This is a genomic window from Bacillus cereus group sp. MYBK220-1 (assembly GCF_051916445.1).
Lineage (GTDB): Bacteria > Bacillota > Bacilli > Bacillales > Bacillaceae_G > Bacillus_A > Bacillus_A cereus.
In genome coordinates this window covers 375,302-394,573 of record NZ_JBQAGQ010000004.1, presented here as the reverse complement: position 1 = coordinate 394,573, position 19,272 = coordinate 375,302, and the positions used below count along the sequence as shown (strand labels likewise).

Below are 19,272 nucleotides of genomic sequence, written 5' to 3'. Positions count from 1 at the left end.
CCCCTTTAACCTCTTATTTTTTTACTAACGTTTCCCCCGCGCGTAATTTCTCTGCGATTTCATCGATTTTACGCAAACGATGATTAATACCCGACTTACTAATCTTCCCCCCGGATACCATCTCACCTAACTCTTTCAATGTTACATCTTGATAATCTCTTCGTAATTGTGCAATCTCTTGTAATTTATCCGGCAAAATATCAAGACCAACTGTCTCATCAATATAACGAATATTTTCAATCTGTCTTAGTGCTGCACCAATTGTTTTATTTAAATTAGCTGTTTCGCAGTTCACTAAACGATTTACAGAATTACGCATATCACGTACGATTCGAATATCTTCAAATCTTAAAAGTGCATTATGAGCACCTATAATATTTAAAAACTCTGTAATTTTTTCTGCTTCTTTCAAATACGTAATGTACCCTTTTCTTCTTTCCAACGTCTTACTATTTAAATCAAATCCGTTCATCAGTTCACATATAGCATCATTATGTTCCTTATATAACGAAAAGATTTCTAAATGATAAGATGATGTTTCTGGGTTATTTACTGAACCACCTGCTAAAAATGCGCCACGTAAGTACGATCGTTTACAACATTTCTTCTCAATCAATTCTTGTGATATATTTCGAATAAATGAAAAGTCATCTCGAACGATATGAAGATCAGCTAATATTTCGCGAGACTTCTCAACAAGCCGCACAATATATACATTATTTTTCTTCAAGCGCATTTTTTTACGGACAAGCAATTCTACCGTCACGTCATATCCTTTTTTCAAAAGCGTATAAATCCTTCTTGCAATTGCCGCATTTTCCGTTTGAATATCGATAGATAGACGACGGTTTGAAAAAGAAAGCGACCCGTTCATTCGAAGTAACGCTGATAATTCTGCTTTCTCACAGCATTCCTTCATCTCAAGATTCGTCAACTCTTTCTTTGTTTCTGATGCAAATGACACAGTCAACACCTCCTTATACGATTATTATGGAACAAAATTCTTGTCCTATATGAATGAGGAGCGCTACCTCAAACGAGGCAACGCATATTTATAACAATGAATATAAAATGGACGCTAACTTTAACGTATCATGCCTTACAACATGATCATCATACTTCGCTAATCCCTCTTGAATAACATCAATATTATTTTCAACAAAACGTTCTTCATCCACTACAACTGGTGTAGACATTTCTTCCTCATATGACTTGCGTAATTCACAAGGAATCTCACGGTTATTTACAATTGCAGTATTGATAAATGGTTGCCCTAAATGATCGTGTAACGCCTGCACATGATCAAAAGCAGTATATCCCATCGTTTCACCCGCTTGTGTCATAACGTTACATACATATACCTTCTTCGCCTTTGCAGCAAGAACAGCGTCTCCAATTTTGTTAACAACTAAATTGGGCAATATACTCGTATACAAACTTCCAGGACCGAAAACAAGTAAATCAGCTCGTTTAATCTCAGCCAACGTTTCATGCAATGGCTCTACATCTTCTGGAGTTAAAAAGACACGATTAATCTTCTTTCCGTAATAAGGAATCTTTGATTCACCTGTTACAATTTCCCCATCTTCAAGTTCCGCATGAAGTACCGCACTTTGATTCGCTGCTGGTAATACACGTCCTCTGACATTTAATACTTTACTTGTTTCTGTAATTGCATGGAAAAAGTCTCCTGTAATCGAGGTCATACCTGCCAACAATAGATTTCCTAACGCATGACCTTTCAGTCCGTCTCCTGTTGTGAAACGGTGCTGAAATAAAGCTTCCACCAGTGGCTCTACATCCGATAACGCAACAAGTACGTTACGGATGTCACCTGGAGGTGGAATTTCTAGCTCATCACGTAATCTACCCGAACTGCCACCATCATCAGCAATTGTAACAACTGCTGTAATATCAACAGGATATTGCTTTAATCCTCTTAATAAAACAGAGAGTCCAGTTCCGCCTCCCATGATGACAATTTTAGGCTTTCTCTCTTTTTTCATCCCTTAATGGCCCTTTCTCTTCTCCACATCACGATGAGATACATGAACACTATACTCTGGTTTCAAATGTTTCCCAAGGTATTCTGTAAGCGTAACAGAACGATGCTGTCCACCTGTACATCCAATTGCAATTACAAGTTGACTTTTGCCTTCTCTTTTATAATGAGGCAGCATGAAAGTAATCAGATCCGTCAACTTCTCTAAAAACTTATGTGTCTCATTAAATTTCAGTACATACGAAGAAACTTCTTCATCTAGTCCTGTTAATGGCTTCATGTGTGGAATGTAATATGGATTTGGTAAAAAACGAACATCAAATACTAAATCTGCATCAATTGGAATACCGTACTTAAATCCAAATGACATAACATTTACACGAAATGCTTGCTCAGTTTCTGTTGAGAACAAGTGAACAATTTTTTCACGTAATTCTTTCGGTTTTAAATCCGATGTATCAAGCACAATATTCGCTCGCGCCTTCATATCTGTTAATAAATTACGCTCTGCTTCGATTCCCTTTAACGGCAAACCAGTTGGTGCAAGTGGATGCGAACGTCTCGTTTCTTTATAACGAGTTACAAGCGTACTATCTTTCGCATCTAAAAATAAAATATGAGGAATAATCCATGTACGTTCTGATAAATCATCAAGTGCTCCCCATAAATGTTCAAAAAACTCGCGGCCACGTAAATCAATACCAAGTGCCACTTTATTCATTTTCCCTTTTGAATCCGCCATAAGCTCAATAAACTTCGGCAATAACATCGGTGGTAAATTATCCACACAAAAATATCCTAAATCTTCAAAACTTTGTAAAGCTACTGTTTTTCCAGCTCCAGACATCCCTGTAATAATTACCATTTTTATATCATTATTCTCTGTCATTGTATCCTCTCCTTGACGGTTTAACTCGGATCTAATCGATATGAAAGCAACTCAAAATCTGGGGTATATACAAATGTACCGTAGATTATGCCATTTCCTTTAATTAAATAATCAATAATGTGATAATCTCCTGGCGCCATTGCTAAATCATCAATTTTATCAAATGTATGCCAACCAATGATGCCTTCTTCGCTCTCTAGTTTGTTTTCTCCTGCAAAATCTGTCGCTAAAAAGGAGAACATCATCCATTCAGAAACAACTTTATCACCTTCTTGGATGACAAAGGTGAAGACCCCCTTTAACGCTGGGTTTTTCAAATAAATACCTGTTTCTTCACGATACTCGCGAACAACGGAATCTCTTACAGTCTCACCACGCTCCATTTTCCCGCCTGGTGCAACCCACCAATTTCGGCGAGGTTTTTGGAGTAAGAGTACTTCATTATCTCTAATTAACACACAGTTTGTCACTCTTTGCATGTTTCTTCACCTCAGCTACTTGCAGTAAAATTCCTCACTGCATACTTCTTTCATTATACTATCAAAAACAGTTTGCTACAACGAAGGAGCCAGTCCTCTTTCGCTAAGCATATGCTACTCAGCAATTTTAAAAAAGCTTTCTATAACAAGCAATGTAAATGCTTAGACTTTTAATGAATAGAATGAAAAATCCCCTTAACGCTTTTTATCGCCAAGGGGATTAAAGTACTTATTTCTTACCGAAATAAGTAACAATCGCAAATCCTAAAACAAAGGTAATAATTGAACTTATAATTGAAAATCCGCCAGTCGGAATCCCAGGGAATACAATTACAATCGAACCGATTACAAGTCCAATAATTGCCGCAAATGTCATACTTTTATAACGATCTAATAAAAAACTAATGCCTTTACTACTTACAACAAATCCAACCATAACACCAGCACCGATAACCACGATTAAAGGTAAGTTAAGTGTAGTTAAAGCGTTAATTGCTGTTGGATACACACCAATAATTAATAAAATAAACGATCCACTAATTCCAGGAAGCAGCATGGCCATACTAGCCATCCATCCTGCGAAAAATAAACCAATTGCATTTAAAATTGTTAACGTCGTAATTGGATCTGCTGCCTTATCTGGTTTAAAGAAAGCTGTAATCGCAACAAGAATTGCTGCAACTATTAATAAAACGATGTGCTTACCTTTAAACGACGACTTTGCATCAGCTTCCCTCATTAACATCGGTAATATACTAATAATTAAACCGAGAAAGAAAAATTGAGTCGGTTCATAATGATTTGCAAGTAAATATTTAATAACGTGACTTAACGTTAAAAATGCCGCTGCCACACCAGCTGCAAGTGGAATTAAAAATCCTAAATGTTTTTTCCATTCACGACTAAAGAATCCACTAATTGCCGCAAGCAATTGTTCATAAATCCCTAACACAACAGCGATTGTACCGCCGCTCACACCAGGAATTAAATCACTAACGCCCATACAAAATCCACGATATATATTACGCCATTCCATACTGAATAAATTCCTCATTTCTTATAGTGATTTTTTCCGTAAAGTCCAGTATATCAATAAGAAAGCTTATAATCCTTATATTTTTTGACAAAACTTTGACATTTTCACACAAAAAAAGAAGAAAGCTCCTGTCGGTAGCTTTCTTCTCACAAGGTATATTATCCCTTATTTTTCTGATACAGTTTTTAATTCCTCTAATAATTCTTCTACGTAATGTTGTGCACTTTGCGCTGCAATACTACCGTCACCTGTTGCAGTTACAATTTGACGAAGCATTTTTTCACGAACATCACCAGCTGCGAAAATACCAGGAATTTTCGTTTCCATACGCTCGTTCGTTTCAAGGTAACCATTTTCATTTGTAATACCTAGTTCAACAAATGGTTTTGATAAAGGTAACATACCGATGTATACGAATACGCCGTCAGTTTTGACTTCTTTCTCTTCTCCACTATTTACGTCCACAAGTGTTACACTTCCTACTTTACCACTTGCTTCGTTGATTTCTTTTATCGTGTGGTTCCAAATGAAATCTACTTTTTCGTTTTGGAAAGCACGGTCTTGTAAAATTTTCTGTGCACGAAGCGTGTCACGACGGTGAACGATCGTTACTTTTGATGCGAAGCGCGTTAAGAACACACCCTCTTCAACAGCAGAATCTCCACCGCCAATTACGATAAGTTCTTTTCCTTTAAAGAATGCTCCGTCACATACTGCACAATATGATACACCGCGGCCGCCAAGTTCTGTTTCACCCGGTACACCAATTTTTTTATACTCTGCACCGCTTGCAACGATAATTGCACGTGCTTTATATTCTTTTTTACCAGCAATAATTGTTTTGTATTCCTTACCATCGATGACTTCTTTCACATCACCGTATGCATATTCAGCACCAAATTTCTTCGCATGCTCGAACATTTTATTTGATAAATCTGGTCCTAAAATAGACTCATAACCTGGGTAGTTTTCTACATCTTCCGTGTTTGCCATTTGGCCACCTGGAATACCACGCTCAAGCATTAATGTGCTTAAATTTGCACGAGATGTATATACTGCAGCTGTCATACCAGCTGGTCCTGCACCAATAATAACGACATCATAAATTTTTTCTTCTGACACACTATTCACTCCTATCCATTCCTACACAATTAAGTTACCCTCATTATACTGTTAGCATCATTTTTTTCCCAATGATTTGCTTATCTTATGTGTGCGTACGCTTAACAGCTTGCACATACTTTCGGACAGTCGCTACAGATACATTATATACATCTCCAAGCTCCGACTGTGTCATTTTATTTCCTTGTTCGCCGCGTACAATGTATTCAATCGCAGCTGACCAGCCGTACACATTTGTAAATATGTCTCCAGATGTATATAAACGTATGAACGTACAAAACCAAAAGTGTAAACACTCTTCAATTAATTCATCATCTTTTTTCGTATAATTGTATAATGCATCCGCGATTCTCGCGCACTGCTCAAATTGCTGTAAATCAGCTGGAATACTCTTATGACTATTAAGTAAAAAGAAGTACTTTGCAAGTTGTGATACGATGGGAACACCGTTCTTCGCTTGCGTTATATCAAAGAAGAATCCCACCTTCTCCGGCGTTGACAATTCATTCATTAAATATAAAGCTAGCATTTGTTCTTCTAGCGTCGCACTTTGCTGAAATGATTTTCGTAATTCTTCAAATAACACGTTTTGTCCTTCATCTGCTAAATTCAGCGCATTCCACGGTTCTTTTCCCTTTTTATCAGGATGCAATTCCACGACATATTGCCACATTTTTTCAGCTAGTTGCTGATCTTTCACCATATAAGCAGAATATGCAAACCAATAATAAAAACTAACGTCTCCCTCATATCCTTGACGCTTTAATAATTTGAACCATTTATATGCATGCTCGAAATAACCAATTGTTGCAAGTGTAGTTCCCAGTTTCAAACGATGTTCAAATGAAATCGGATATACCGAAACTAGCTGTCCCGCTAACGCTTCTACTTGTTTATGCTCTCCAATTGAATATAGAAAAATAAGCGTATTACAAAGCGCATGTATATTACCAGGATTTTTCTCTAAAATCATTTCTGTTAACTTCAGTGCTTTGTCTACATTACCAGATTGAAAATGTGCAATGGCTAAATTATTATGACCTGACCAAAATTCCGGATAATCTTTCGTAACAATTTCTAATGTAGCAATTGCTTCTTCCAATTGTCCATTACGAATATAACGATTCGCTTCTTCCTGCATAACAATTAAATCATCTTCATCTTCAATCTCTTCCGCACCCATTGCTTCTTCTTCCATAATCTCAAGAAGTTCTAATGTATCTTCTACGAATTCCTTCTCTTTTGCAACTTCTAAATAGCGATCCGCATATTTCTTCGCCTGTTGAAATAACCCCATATATGCATAATTATTTGCAATAAAATAATAGCACTGTTCAAGTTCTGGATTAGATCTAACTAACTTTAAGAAGATTTGATTCGATTCTTGATATTCACCAGCCTCAGATAATACTGATGCTAATTGACATAAAATAAACGGCTCCTTCTCACTTTGTGCCGCTCTTCGAAAATATTTAATTGCATCTTGCAATTTTTGTCCTTTGTAAGCTCTCATCCCTTTTTTATAAAAGAAGTCCGCTAATTGATTAAAAGAGATAACTTGTCCGTTCTCCTTATATATCCTTTGATTTTTCCCCATATATCCTCCAGTTTTTTGTTTTCTTCGTTCACACATTCTTCTATCTATAAGTATAAACGATTCCGTAAAAAACAAAACAGTATATTATACTCAATTATTTCCTTTTTATTCATAAAAAAAGAGGAGAAATGTTACATTTTCACCATGAACCTTCTCTGGCGGTCATTTGCTCTTTCGTATAAATAATACGCATTGGATTTCCACCTACGAAAGCACCGCTCGGTACATCTCTATGAACAAGTGTGCCAGCTGAGACAGTCGCACCGTCTCCAATTTTCACACCTGGTAATATTGTTACATTCGCTCCAATCATCACTTCATTTCCAATAACGATTTCCCCAAGTCGATATTCACGAATTAAATATTCATGTGCTAAAAGCGTTGTGTTATAGCCAATAATCGAATTCTCTCCCACAGTTATCTTTTCTGGGAACATAATATCCGGCATTACCATAAGCGCAAATGATGTTTTCTTTCCTACTTTCATCCGTAAAAAAGTGCGGTACAACCAATTCTTCACAGATAAAAATGGCGTGTAACGTGCAATTTGGATAATAATAAAGTTTTTCATTACCTTCCAAAAAGACACTGTTTTATACACATTCCATAATGAATTTTCTCCTGAAACAGGATAGCGCGTTGTCCGTCGCACTTAGCTCGCTCCTCTACTAACTTACTTGGACCTTTATGAACGGTTCATATTAGACAAAATCGGTAGCAAATCACTCATTTTATCTAGCATAAAGTCTGGCTTGTAAGCTTCTAAATAAGCTCTACCTTTCAACGTCCATGAAACCGCAGCTGTTTTCGTCCCCGCATTTTGACCACCGACAATATCATGATGATTATCCCCAACCATCAATGCTTCTTCTGGTTTTGCATCTAATAATTCAAGCGCTTTTTGAAGTGGCTCTGGATGTGGTTTCACATGCTCTACATCATCAATTGTCACGACAACATCAAAAAATTCATCAAGCTTTGACAACTGTAATCCCATCTCAACGGTTTGTCTCGCTTTCGTTGTAACAATACCCACTTTATAACCTTGCTTCTTCAACTCTCGAACTGTTTCATATACAGTTTCATATTCTTCTACTAATTCATCATGATGATCATGGTTAAATTTGCGATAGCTTGTAATCATCTCTTCAACCTTATTTTCATCAATCTTACTGAAAGTATCATGCAAAGATGGGCCGATAAATGGCAACACATCTTCACGCTTATATTGATTTGGATAATATGTATTTAAAGTATGTAAAAAAGAAGAAATAATAAGTTCGTTTGTATTAATTAAAGTTCCATCTAAATCAAATAACACTGTATTTATTCTCATCGCCTTAGTCCTTTCACCTTCCTGAATATGAAAGAAGCAGCATCTTATAATAAGATGCTACTTGTCTCTAATTTTCTAAATATCTTTTATCAGCTTGCCCCATTTTTCGTCTCACAATAATGAAAATAATAGAAATAACAACAAGTCCAATTGACATTACTTGTGCAATACGAAGTGGTCCTAGCATTAAACTATCTGTACGTAAGCCTTCTACGAAGAAGCGTCCTACTGAATACCAAATTAAATATGTGAAGAATAACTCCCCGCGACGTAAATTCACTTTTCTTAATGCAAGTAGTAAAATTACGCCTGCAAAATTCCATAATGATTCATATAAAAACGTCGGATGATAGTACACACCCTCAATATACATTTGATTAATAATGAAATCTGGTAAATGAAGACCTTCTAAAAACTGTCTCGTTACTTCATCACCATGCGCCTCTTGGTTCATAAAGTTTCCCCATCGGCCAATTGCTTGTCCTAGTAAAATACTTGGTGCAGCAATATCAGCCAACTTCCAGAAAGAAAGTCCGCGTCGTTTCGCAAAAAGAACACCTGTAATAACAGCCCCGATTAAACCACCATGAATCGCCAAACCACCTTGACGAGTATTAATAATTTGACTCGGATTTTGTGCGTAATATTCCCATTCAAAAATAACATAGTACATTCTCGCAAAAAGAATAGCAATCGGTACTGCAATTAATACAAGGTCAACAAATGTATCTTTTGGAATACCTAGCCTTTCTCCCTCGCGAGTTGCCAGCCAAAGACCTAATAGCACACCTGTACCGATAATAATCCCGTACCAATACACAGGAAACGGCCCAAGTTGGATAGCTACACGGTCAAGCTGTGGTACAGAAGCTAACAGCATATGTATATGACCTCCCTCTCCAAAGTTTACTCCTGATTTCCTAACTCAATTGCACTCATTAATCGTTCAGAGAACTGCTGTGCTGCATTGACTCCCATACGTTTTAAACGGAAGTTCATCGCTGCTACTTCAATAATAACAGCCAAGTTTCGACCAGGACGAACTGGAAGTGTAATCTTCGTAAGTTCTGTATCAATAATCTTCATCTTCTCTTCATCAAGACCTAAGCGATCGTAATTTTTCTTTTGATCCCAAATTTCAAGATTAATAACAAGTGTAATACGCTTATAATTTCGCACTGCCCCTGCACCGAATAACGTCATAACGTTAATAATACCTAGACCACGAATTTCTAATAAATGCTCAATTAAATCTGGTGAACTTCCGACTAACATGTCTTCATCTTCTTGACGAATTTCTACACTATCATCCGCAACAAGGCGGTGACCACGCTTTACAAGCTCAAGAGCTGTCTCACTTTTACCAACACCACTTTGACCTGTAATTAAAACACCAACGCCGTAAATATCTACTAACACACCATGAACAGCAGTTGTTGGTGCTAACTTACCTTCTAAATAGTTTGTTAAACGACTTGATAATCTAGTTGTCGTTTGAGAAGAACGTAATAAAGGCATACCTGATTCACGTGATGCTTGTAATAACTCATCTGGTACATCTTGATTACGAGTTACAATAATACATGGCGTCTCCTCAGTACAAAGCGCTTTCATTCTCTCTTGTTTTTGCTCTGACGTTAACGTGTCAAAGAACGTAAGCTCCGTCTTTCCAAGAAGCTGCACACGATCTGCTGGATAATATGTAAAAAATCCTGCCATTTCAATTCCAGGTCGTGATAAATCACTTGTATCAATCGGACGATGAATGCCTTCTTCACCACTGATTAACTCCAATTGAAATTGTTCAATTAAATCTTTTGTCCTTACTTTCGGCATATGTATAAACCTCCACTCCGCTGCGGGTTCAGTCTCGTTTGATGTAAAATTCCATTCTATCGGATATTGTACCATTTTTTTCTGGAAACAAGAAATACGGTTTCTAATAAATAGAAAAAAACATTTCATACGAATAATGAAATGTTTTTCTTTTTGTCACTTTCTCTTTTTTTCATATAGAGGTTCAACAATTGCCTTTTCAATTATCATATTAAAAATTGAAATACAAATTGCCGCAACAATCGCTACACCAAATCCTGATATATTAAAAGCATCTCCTAATAATGAATCTGCTATTTTTAACGTAATCGCATTAATAACAATTAAGAAGAAGCCGAAAGTTACAACAGTAATTGGTAGCGTAATTAAAATTAAAAACGGCTTTACGAACACATTTAAAACCGCCAATATAATACTAGCAATAATTGCAGTTTGTATATTTGCTACGTAAAACGCGTCAGGTGCAATCCCTTTTAAAAGTCCCGATACAGCGATTAACACAACGCTATTTACAAGAAGTGATACAATCCATCTCATTTCTTTACACATCCTTTTAACATATATATTTCATCATACGCTAATAGATAATAAACGCAAGTATGATACGAACACTTATATCAACTTATTCTATCTTTCATGCTTGTATACCTACTAACACTTCCTCGCAAAATAAGGACCACACCATCTATGCTCATGTGTTTTTACAAAAGTCCAAGTGAAATCTTTATCTACAATATAGATATCGCCTTTATACATATCGTCCGTCTCCCGTAATATATCATCCATATGTAATAAACTTGCATCTTTTATTAGCAGTACATCTTCACAATGTTGATAGAATATATAGCAATCCTTTTTCACTTCATTATGAAATGCGTTTTCCGCTTCTTTACCCTCTAAACACTTCTTTTTCTCATAACTAAATATGTGCCATAGATAACCACATGCATACTTATCTCCATAAAGAAAAATATCTTCTTTTTCTTTATCACTTAAATGATTTGCAAAGTGATCCTCCCAGCGCTTGCGAAAATATACACCCCAACTTTGAAACTCTCTTACCTTCATATGTTTCTTCCTTAACACCTCTAAAAACTCCATCTTCTCCCCCTATACAATAAAAACCGAGCGTCATTTCCACTCGGTTTTCATCAATAAACTTATTGCGATAACTCTACTTCTTTTATTTTCTCTTTCATTCTTGCTTTATCACGATTTAAAATCTCTTTTAAATACTTACCTGTGTATGAGCGCTCTTCTTTCACTACTTGCTCTGGCGTTCCGGAAGCAACGATTTGCCCACCTTTATCTCCGCCCTCTGGTCCAAGGTCAACGATATAATCAGCTGTTTTTATCACATCTAAATTATGTTCAATTACAAGTACCGTCTCACCGCTCTCAACAAGACGTTGCAGCACTTCTAGAAGACGTGCAATATCATGCGCATGCAAACCAGTCGTTGGCTCATCTAAAATGTATAACGTACGACCTGTAGAACGACGGTGTAATTCAGAAGCTAATTTCACACGCTGTGCTTCCCCACCAGATAATGTTGTTGCTGGTTGACCTAATTTCATATAACCAAGCCCAACATCTACAAGCGTTTGAAGTTTACGCTTAATTTTAGGAATATTGGCGAAGAATTCTACTCCATCTTCAATTGTCATCCCTAACACTTCAGAAATATTCTTATCTTTATATTTCACTTCTAACGTTTCACGATTATATCGTTTACCGTGACAAACTTCACACGGAACATACACATCTGGTAGGAAATGCATTTCGATTTTAATAATTCCATCACCACGGCACGCTTCACAACGGCCACCTTTTACGTTAAAGCTGAAACGTCCTTTTTGATATCCACGCACTTTCGCTTCATTCGTTTGCGCAAACACATCACGAATATCATCGAATACACCTGTGTATGTCGCTGGATTAGAACGTGGTGTACGACCAATTGGTGATTGATCAATATCAATTACTTTATCTAAATGTTCAAGACCTTTAATCTCTTTATGAGTACCTGGCTTCGCTTTCGCTTTATATAACTTTTGAGCTAACGATTTATATAGTACTTCATTAATCATCGTACTTTTACCAGAACCAGATACCCCTGTTACCGCTACAAACGTACCGAGTGGGAATGACATTTTCGCATTCTTTAAGTTATTCTCTTTTGCGCCGACAATCTCTACTTTACGTCCGTCACCTTTACGTCTTTCAAGTGGAACTGGAATAAACTCTTTACCGCTTAAATATTTTCCTGTTAACGAATTATCATCTTGCATCACTTCAGCTGGTGTCCCTGCCGATACAACTTGCCCACCGTGAATACCTGCACCTGGTCCGATATCAAGTAAATAATCAGCAGCCATCATCGTATCTTCATCATGCTCAACAACGATTAATGTATTACCTAAATCGCGCATTTCTTGCAATGTACGAATAAGACGATCGTTATCGCGCTGGTGTAAACCAATTGAAGGCTCATCAAGAATATAAAGTACGCCAGTTAGACGAGAACCAATTTGCGTCGCTAAACGAATACGCTGCGCCTCACCACCTGATAAAGTTCCTGCGGCACGGCTTAACGTTAAATAATCTAAACCAACGTTCACTAAGAACCCAACGCGCTCCTGAATTTCTCTTAAAATTAAATGAGCTATTTTTTGTTGCTTCTCCGTTAGCTCTACATTCGAGAAGAATTCTTGTACTTCTTGAACTGAATACTTCGTTACGTCAGCAATCGTTTTATTGCCAACAAATACAGCTAAACTCTCAGGCTTTAAGCGTCCACCTTTACACTTTGGACAAGCTTGTTCTGCCATATACTTTTCCATTTGCTCACGAATGTAATCGGAACTCGTTTCACGATAACGACGTTCAATGTTTGGAATAACACCTTCAAATAAAATCTCATTTTCCTTTACTTGACCAAATTCATTTACATAGCGGAAATAAACTTTCTCTTCTCCGCTTCCGTACAACACTTTATCAAATAAATCTTTCGGTATATCTTTCACAGGCATATCCATATCAACGCCGTAGTGATTACATACAGATTGTAAAAGTTGTGGATAGTATTGTGAACTTGTCGGTTCCCAAGGTGCAATCGCATGTTCATTTAATGATAAATCCCAGTTCGGGATAACAAGCTCTAAATCTACCTCTAGCTTTGAACCAAGTCCATCACAAGAAGGACATGCTCCGAACGGACTATTGAATGAGAACATACGCGGCTCTAATTCTCCAATTGAAAAACCACAATGCGGACAAGCGTGATGTTCACTAAACAGAAGTTCCTCTTCTCCCATAACATCGATTAACACTCGTCCCCCGCCAAGCTTTAATGCACTTTCAAGTGAATCAGCAAGACGGCTTGCGATCCCTTCTTTTACAACAATACGGTCAATTACAACTTCAATGGAATGCTTCTTGTTTTTATCTAACGCAATATCTTCAGATACATCAAGCATTTCACCGTCAACGCGAACACGAACATAACCTTGCTTCTTAATATCTTCAAGTACTTTTACATGCGCACCTTTACGCCCAGAAACGATAGGCGCTAACACTTGTAATTTCGTACGTTCAGGATATTCAAGAACGCGGTCTACCATCTGTTCTACTGTTTGTGACGTAATTTCAATGCCATGATTCGGACAAATTGGCGTACCAATTCGTGCAAATAATAAACGTAAGTAATCATAAATCTCCGTTACCGTTCCAACAGTTGAACGTGGGTTACGACTCGTCGTTTTTTGATCGATTGAAATTGCTGGTGATAATCCTTCAATCGTGTCCACATCCGGCTTATCCATTTGTCCTAAAAACTGGCGCGCATACGCAGATAACGATTCTACGTATCTGCGCTGCCCTTCTGCATAAATCGTATCAAATGCTAATGATGATTTCCCCGAACCAGACAATCCCGTTACAACGACAAGCTGATTTCTCGGAATGGTTACATCAATATTTTTTAAGTTATGTGCTCTAGCACCTTTTACAACGATAAAATCCTTGCTCTTACTCACTTTTTTCACCCTTCCGCTTTTAATTCTAATAGTAAATCTCTTAGTTCAGCTGCACGCTCGAAGTCTAACGCTTTTGCTGATTCTTTCATTTCTGCTTCCATCTTCGCAATTGTCTTTTCGCGCTCTTTTTTCGTCATTTTCTTAGCAGGAGTTGCTTCGTATGTTTCTGTCTCTTCAGCAGCTGTCGTTGCACGGATAACATCACGAACGCCTTTTTGAATCGTTTTCGGCGTAATACCATGCTCTTCATTGTAAGCTTCTTGTATACTACGACGACGCTTCGTTTCTTCAATCGCAATTCCCATAGATTTCGTTATACGATCTGCATACATAATAACGCGGCCGTTTTCATTACGCGCGGCACGACCGATTGTTTGAATTAATGAACGTTCTGAACGCAAGAACCCTTCCTTATCAGCATCTAAAATAGCTACAAGTGATACTTCCGGAATATCTAATCCTTCTCGCAATAAGTTAATGCCGACAAGTACATCAAATTTACCGAGGCGAAGATCGCGGATAATTTCAATACGTTCTAACGTTTTAATTTCAGAGTGAAGATAGTTAACTTTAATTCCTACATCTTTTAAGTAATCCGTTAAATCCTCTGACATTTTCTTCGTTAACGTCGTAATTAATACACGTTCATTTTTTGCAATACGATCTTGAATCTCTCCTAATAAATCGTCAATTTGCCCTTCAATTGGTCGTATATCAATTGGTGGATCTAAAAGCCCTGTTGGACGAATAATTTGTTCTATTACTTCTGGCGACTGCTCTAACTCATACGGTCCTGGCGTTGCTGAAACATAAATAACTTGATTCGTTTTCTCTTCAAACTCATCGAATGTGAGCGGTCTATTATCTAAAGCTGACGGCAGACGGAATCCATGATCCACAAGCACTTGCTTACGCGCTTGGTCCCCGTTATACATCGCTCTTACTTGCGGTACTGATACGTGCGATTCATCCATAACGATTAAGAAATCTTTCGGGAAATAGTCTAATAGCGTATACGGCGTTGCCCCCGCTGGACGAAGTGTTAAATGACGGGAGTAGTTTTCAATACCTGAACAAAATCCCATCTCGCGCATCATTTCTAAATCATAACGTGTACGCTGTTCTATACGCTGCGCTTCTAACAACTTGCCGTTATCATTTAATTCCTTTAAACGCTCTTCTAATTCTTTTTCGATATTTTCAATAGCGACCTTCATCTTTTCTTCACGTGTAACGAAGTGAGATGCTGGGAAGATTGCTACATGATCACGTTCTGCTAATACTTCACCTGTTAACGCATTTACTTCACGAATACGATCGATTTCATCACCGAAAAACTCAATTCGAATACAATGCTCATCAAGTGATGCTGGGAAGATTTCAACTACATCTCCGCGCACACGGAATGTACCACGCTTGAAATCAATATCATTACGTCCATACTGTACATCAACAAGTTCACGAAGCAATTGATTACGGTCTTTTTCCATACCAACTCGAAGCGAAACAACTAGCTCGCGGTATTCTTCTGGAGAACCTAAGCCATATATACACGAAACACTCGCAACGATAATTACATCGTCCCGTTCAAATAATGCAGACGTTGCCGAGTGACGCAATTTATCAATTTCATCATTAATCTGCGCATCTTTTTCAATAAACGTATCTGTTTGTGGTACATACGCTTCTGGCTGATAATAATCGTAGTAACTAACAAAATATTCAACTGCATTATTCGGGAAAAAGTCTTTCAACTCACTATATAACTGCCCTGCTAACGTTTTATTATGAGCCATAACAAGTGTTGGCTTTTGCACTTCTTTAATGACATTTGAAATCGTAAATGTCTTACCCGTTCCTGTTGCTCCAAGCAACACTTGCTTTTTCTTTCCACTATTAATTCCCTCTACAAGCTTCTCTATAGCTACCGGCTGATCACCTTGCGGGGAATACGCTGAGACAATTTCAAATTGACGTTCCAAGAAAATCCGACCTCCTCATAAAAATCTGTATTATTATTTTACCACGAATACCTATAAAAAACCTAAAAAAACGAACAGATATTCGGTAAAGTTTTCGACAATATACACATAGAAAAAGGAAGGAGTAAATACTTCCTTCCTCTACTAATTCTATTTTTTAGATACATATACTAAGTCATATCCATTGCGCCCAGCTTCATTCATACAATCTGTTAACCGATAAGTACTTTCTGATTCGCGCAGCTCTTTAACAATACTTTTACAACTATCTTTATGTAATCCTTTATGGTCACCAGCAAACTTGTCTTGTCTACTATCTAACACATAAAGGATATCTTTCCCACTATGCTCTAACGTTTGAAAAACCGGGTCACCTTCATCGGTATACTGTACAATTCTTATTTTATCAACTTTCCCTTGATCAACGTTCATAACGAACTGTTCGAATTTATCTAGATTGGAAGTTCCTGCTTCCTTTACAATGACATCATTCTTCTTATCAATTATAGTGCTAGATGGTGAACATGCTACTAAACTAAAGAGAAATAGACATATACAACTGGTTCTTTTTTCTATTGTCATCCTCTCCTATAAAATTTATTTGTATACCAGAAAAGCTACTTTCAACTATGAAAGTAGCTTTTCTTTTCCTTTCTCCTTCTTCGGAAAAATCACATATGAAAATGAAATTGCTGTATCAACTAAAAATAAAATCGCCCATACTTGGCTCACGCGACTTGCAGCTTTATTTAAAACGATTCCCGATTCTAACCAATTACCCCATTGTTCAAATGGAATAAATCCATACGCGAAGAAAAAGAATACGTGCACACCAACGAATAAAACAAGATGTAATATCCAATTTTTTATTTCCTGCTTTGCATAGGCCATGCCTGTTAATTCTACCTGTTCTTCAATAATAGGCGCCGGTTCATTACGCCATTTCGCAACTGATTTTTGTACAAATATATCAAGCTTCTTTAAATCCTTTTTCCCGTAGAAAACTGCATATAATAAAATGATTACAGTAATGATTTGAAAGTTAGAAAACTTTCCTGTTTGATAATAGTCCACTACTCCTAAAGTTAAAATAAACACTTCATTTACGAGGAGTACAATCCCCATAATAAAACTCGCCTTTTTCAAACGGAATCCGTAGCGAAGTGAAAAGAAACCGATAGCTGATAACCAAAATACAATTTCTGCCCCAATTAAAAAATACCAACGATATTCTGCGAGTATACTCATTTATCCTTCTCCCTTTCATCATAAATACGAAAAGCCTCATCCATATATACTAAAAGTTCTTCTTCAATTGGATACATGCTCATTTTCTGTGAATCTTCCTTCGATTTTCTAACTTCCCATAACTTATCTAAAAACGCTTCGTCACCATTAGCCATTTCTAAACACTTCTGCATTAATTTCTTCGTTGCCCGTTGTACCTCATCACTTGCAGCGTCTTTACCTTCCTTCATAAAATTACGTAATTGCTTTAATAAATCTACCCATTCTAAAACATTCGGATCTTCTTCACTCATATTCGGCAAATTATGAAGTAACTTTTGTTCTTCCTTTGAAAATACTTCATTTTGAAATATTTCACGTATACGAGGAGACTGTTTCGAAAGCTGAATCAGTTCAAACATAACTTTCCAATCAAGTTCTCCCTCTACATCTACCGAATAAACAACCGCTTGTAAAACACGCTCCATTCGATTAAATTTCTTTTGTTCTTCCTGTACAAAGCGAAGTTGTTTTTCAAGCGAATTTTTTAAATCCAGCTCACCTTTTACTAACATATTCGCAACTTCTTTTAATGAAAATCCCATTTCTTTCAAAAATAAAATTTGTTGCAAACGAATAACGTCATTTTCACTATATAACCGATGTCCACCCTCTGTTTTTCCGCTCGGCTTTAATAAATCTATTTGATCATAATAACGTAGTGTACGTACTGTAACCCCTGTTTCTCTCGTCAATTGTTGTATTGAAATCACTACCATCACCTCTTCCCTTTCATTATAAAAGATGACGTTACGTAACTTTCAAGCGTTTTGTAAAAAAAATACAAAAAGCTGTTTATACAAAGTGTATAAACAGCTTTTATGGAAATAACCCCTTTTGTATGGCGCGCCCACAAAATAAAATAAGTGCTCCAACAACAACACTCGTTGCCGTTTTATGATAATGGGCTAATAATAATAAATAATACGATAAACCTACAGTACCAATCATAATACAAATGCTCGGCACTGGATTACGAGAAAAGTTTTGCATTCCCCAAAGAAGCGAAAATATAGCTGTAGCGACACATAACACCGGTAATCCCATCCCAGTTCCCCTTTTTCTATCTATTATTCTTTGTTGCTAACACACTCGTTGATGCGATACTAATTAATAAATCAAAACCAATCCTTATATATTTAAACGTTTACTCTAATTGAAATCTCTCAAGCTTATCATTTATTTTCTTTCTCCTTACTCCAGCGTAAAGATTTCCTCCACCTTCACTCCAAAATATTTGGCAATTTTTAAAGATAGCTCTAGACTCGGGTTATAATGATGGTTTTCAATCGCCACAATTGTCTGCCGCGTCACCTGCATCGCCTTTGCCATTTCAACTTGCGTTATATGATTTTGCTTTCTTAACTCTTTTATTTTATTTTTCACACCCATAGGATCCACCTTCAAAAGTAAAGATATCTTTACTTAAATTATAAATATTTTCCAGTTATAAGTAAAGATATCTTTACAAATTTTAGAAAAACATTTTACTACATATCTTCTCTAACAAAGTACAAGAGTAATTCAATTTATATCAGCGATTTTTTAAATATATCAGCGCAACTTAAAATATATCGACGATTTTGCAAATATATCAGCGCAACTCCATTTATATCAGCGATTTCCCAAATATATCGACATCAGTAGCACCATAAGCATAAGAAAGAAG

The 19,272-nt window shown here is 36.8% G+C and carries 20 protein-coding genes; all 20 read right to left on the bottom strand.

The annotated features are described in order from the left end of the window. Positions 1–13: 13 nt before the first annotated feature. Positions 14–964 carry a DNA-binding protein WhiA gene (gene whiA, locus ACTFRU_RS19405; protein WP_000006558.1) on the bottom strand — a complete coding sequence of 317 codons (951 nt, stop codon included), beginning with the start codon at positions 962–964 and terminating at the stop codon, positions 14–16. 88 nt (positions 965–1,052) lie between these two features. Further along, positions 1,053–2,006, bottom strand: coding sequence for a gluconeogenesis factor YvcK family protein (locus ACTFRU_RS19400; RefSeq protein WP_000712188.1), 954 nt, complete (start codon positions 2,004–2,006; stop codon positions 1,053–1,055). A 3-nt stretch (positions 2,007–2,009) separates the two neighbouring features. Continuing rightward, a complete protein-coding gene (gene rapZ / locus ACTFRU_RS19395; protein ID WP_000138459.1) occupies positions 2,010–2,891 on the bottom strand; it encodes an RNase adapter RapZ in 882 nt (293 codons plus the stop codon). Positions 2,892–2,911: 20 nt separating this feature from the next. Then, positions 2,912–3,370: an NUDIX hydrolase gene (locus ACTFRU_RS19390; RefSeq protein ID WP_001190080.1), complete on the bottom strand. Its 459-nt coding sequence runs from the start codon at positions 3,368–3,370 to the stop codon at positions 2,912–2,914. A 229-nt stretch (positions 3,371–3,599) separates the two neighbouring features. Continuing rightward, the gene (locus tag ACTFRU_RS19385) at positions 3,600–4,406 is read right to left on the bottom strand and encodes a DUF368 domain-containing protein (protein WP_000455197.1); all 807 of its coding nucleotides are present in this window, start codon (positions 4,404–4,406) and stop codon (positions 3,600–3,602) included. A 165-nt stretch (positions 4,407–4,571) separates the two neighbouring features. Continuing rightward, complete coding sequence (gene trxB, locus ACTFRU_RS19380) at positions 4,572–5,528, bottom strand: thioredoxin-disulfide reductase (RefSeq protein ID WP_001288078.1); 957 nt, start codon at positions 5,526–5,528, stop codon at positions 4,572–4,574. A gap of 85 nt (positions 5,529–5,613) precedes the next feature. Further along, positions 5,614–7,125, bottom strand: coding sequence for a tetratricopeptide repeat protein (locus tag ACTFRU_RS19375; RefSeq protein ID WP_000517720.1), 1,512 nt, complete (start codon positions 7,123–7,125; stop codon positions 5,614–5,616). 139 nt (positions 7,126–7,264) lie between these two features. Beyond that, positions 7,265–7,777: an acyltransferase gene (locus ACTFRU_RS19370; RefSeq protein ID WP_001255070.1), complete on the bottom strand. Its 513-nt coding sequence runs from the start codon at positions 7,775–7,777 to the stop codon at positions 7,265–7,267. A gap of 33 nt (positions 7,778–7,810) precedes the next feature. Then, positions 7,811–8,461 carry a pyrophosphatase PpaX gene (ppaX, locus tag ACTFRU_RS19365; protein ID WP_001222402.1) on the bottom strand — a complete coding sequence of 217 codons (651 nt, stop codon included), beginning with the start codon at positions 8,459–8,461 and terminating at the stop codon, positions 7,811–7,813. Positions 8,462–8,528: 67 nt separating this feature from the next. Continuing rightward, on the bottom strand, positions 8,529–9,341 hold the full coding sequence (gene lgt / locus ACTFRU_RS19360; RefSeq protein WP_153581070.1) for a prolipoprotein diacylglyceryl transferase: 813 nt from the start codon (positions 9,339–9,341) through the stop codon (positions 8,529–8,531). A 26-nt stretch (positions 9,342–9,367) separates the two neighbouring features. After that, a complete protein-coding gene (gene hprK / locus ACTFRU_RS19355) occupies positions 9,368–10,297 on the bottom strand; it encodes an HPr(Ser) kinase/phosphatase (RefSeq protein WP_001127250.1) in 930 nt (309 codons plus the stop codon). A gap of 156 nt (positions 10,298–10,453) precedes the next feature. Next, the gene (locus ACTFRU_RS19350) at positions 10,454–10,834 is read right to left on the bottom strand and encodes a phage holin family protein (protein WP_001267308.1); all 381 of its coding nucleotides are present in this window, start codon (positions 10,832–10,834) and stop codon (positions 10,454–10,456) included. Positions 10,835–10,948: 114 nt separating this feature from the next. Beyond that, positions 10,949–11,398 carry a DUF4275 family protein gene (locus ACTFRU_RS19345; protein WP_006918453.1) on the bottom strand — a complete coding sequence of 150 codons (450 nt, stop codon included), beginning with the start codon at positions 11,396–11,398 and terminating at the stop codon, positions 10,949–10,951. A 59-nt stretch (positions 11,399–11,457) separates the two neighbouring features. After that, a complete protein-coding gene (uvrA, locus tag ACTFRU_RS19340) occupies positions 11,458–14,334 on the bottom strand; it encodes an excinuclease ABC subunit UvrA (protein WP_044306529.1) in 2,877 nt (958 codons plus the stop codon). 5 nt (positions 14,335–14,339) lie between these two features. After that, on the bottom strand, positions 14,340–16,316 hold the full coding sequence (gene uvrB / locus ACTFRU_RS19335) for an excinuclease ABC subunit B (RefSeq protein WP_440037762.1): 1,977 nt from the start codon (positions 16,314–16,316) through the stop codon (positions 14,340–14,342). A 150-nt stretch (positions 16,317–16,466) separates the two neighbouring features. After that, positions 16,467–16,898 (bottom strand): DUF4362 domain-containing protein, encoded by a 432-nt coding sequence (locus ACTFRU_RS19330; protein WP_046393079.1) that lies wholly within the window; start codon positions 16,896–16,898, stop codon positions 16,467–16,469. Positions 16,899–16,943: 45 nt separating this feature from the next. Then, positions 16,944–17,564: a hypothetical protein gene (locus ACTFRU_RS19325; RefSeq protein WP_426937600.1), complete on the bottom strand. Its 621-nt coding sequence runs from the start codon at positions 17,562–17,564 to the stop codon at positions 16,944–16,946. Then, positions 17,561–18,322, bottom strand: coding sequence for a MerR family transcriptional regulator (locus ACTFRU_RS19320; RefSeq protein WP_033691959.1), 762 nt, complete (start codon positions 18,320–18,322; stop codon positions 17,561–17,563). The genes ACTFRU_RS19325 and ACTFRU_RS19320 overlap by 4 nt, the downstream gene beginning before the upstream one ends. A gap of 100 nt (positions 18,323–18,422) precedes the next feature. Further along, entirely contained in the window at positions 18,423–18,650 is a 228-nt protein-coding gene (locus ACTFRU_RS19315; protein ID WP_000524139.1) for a hypothetical protein, read from the bottom strand. A gap of 147 nt (positions 18,651–18,797) precedes the next feature. Continuing rightward, complete coding sequence (locus ACTFRU_RS19310) at positions 18,798–18,995, bottom strand: helix-turn-helix transcriptional regulator (protein WP_000538364.1); 198 nt, start codon at positions 18,993–18,995, stop codon at positions 18,798–18,800. Positions 18,996–19,272 lie beyond the last annotated feature (277 nt).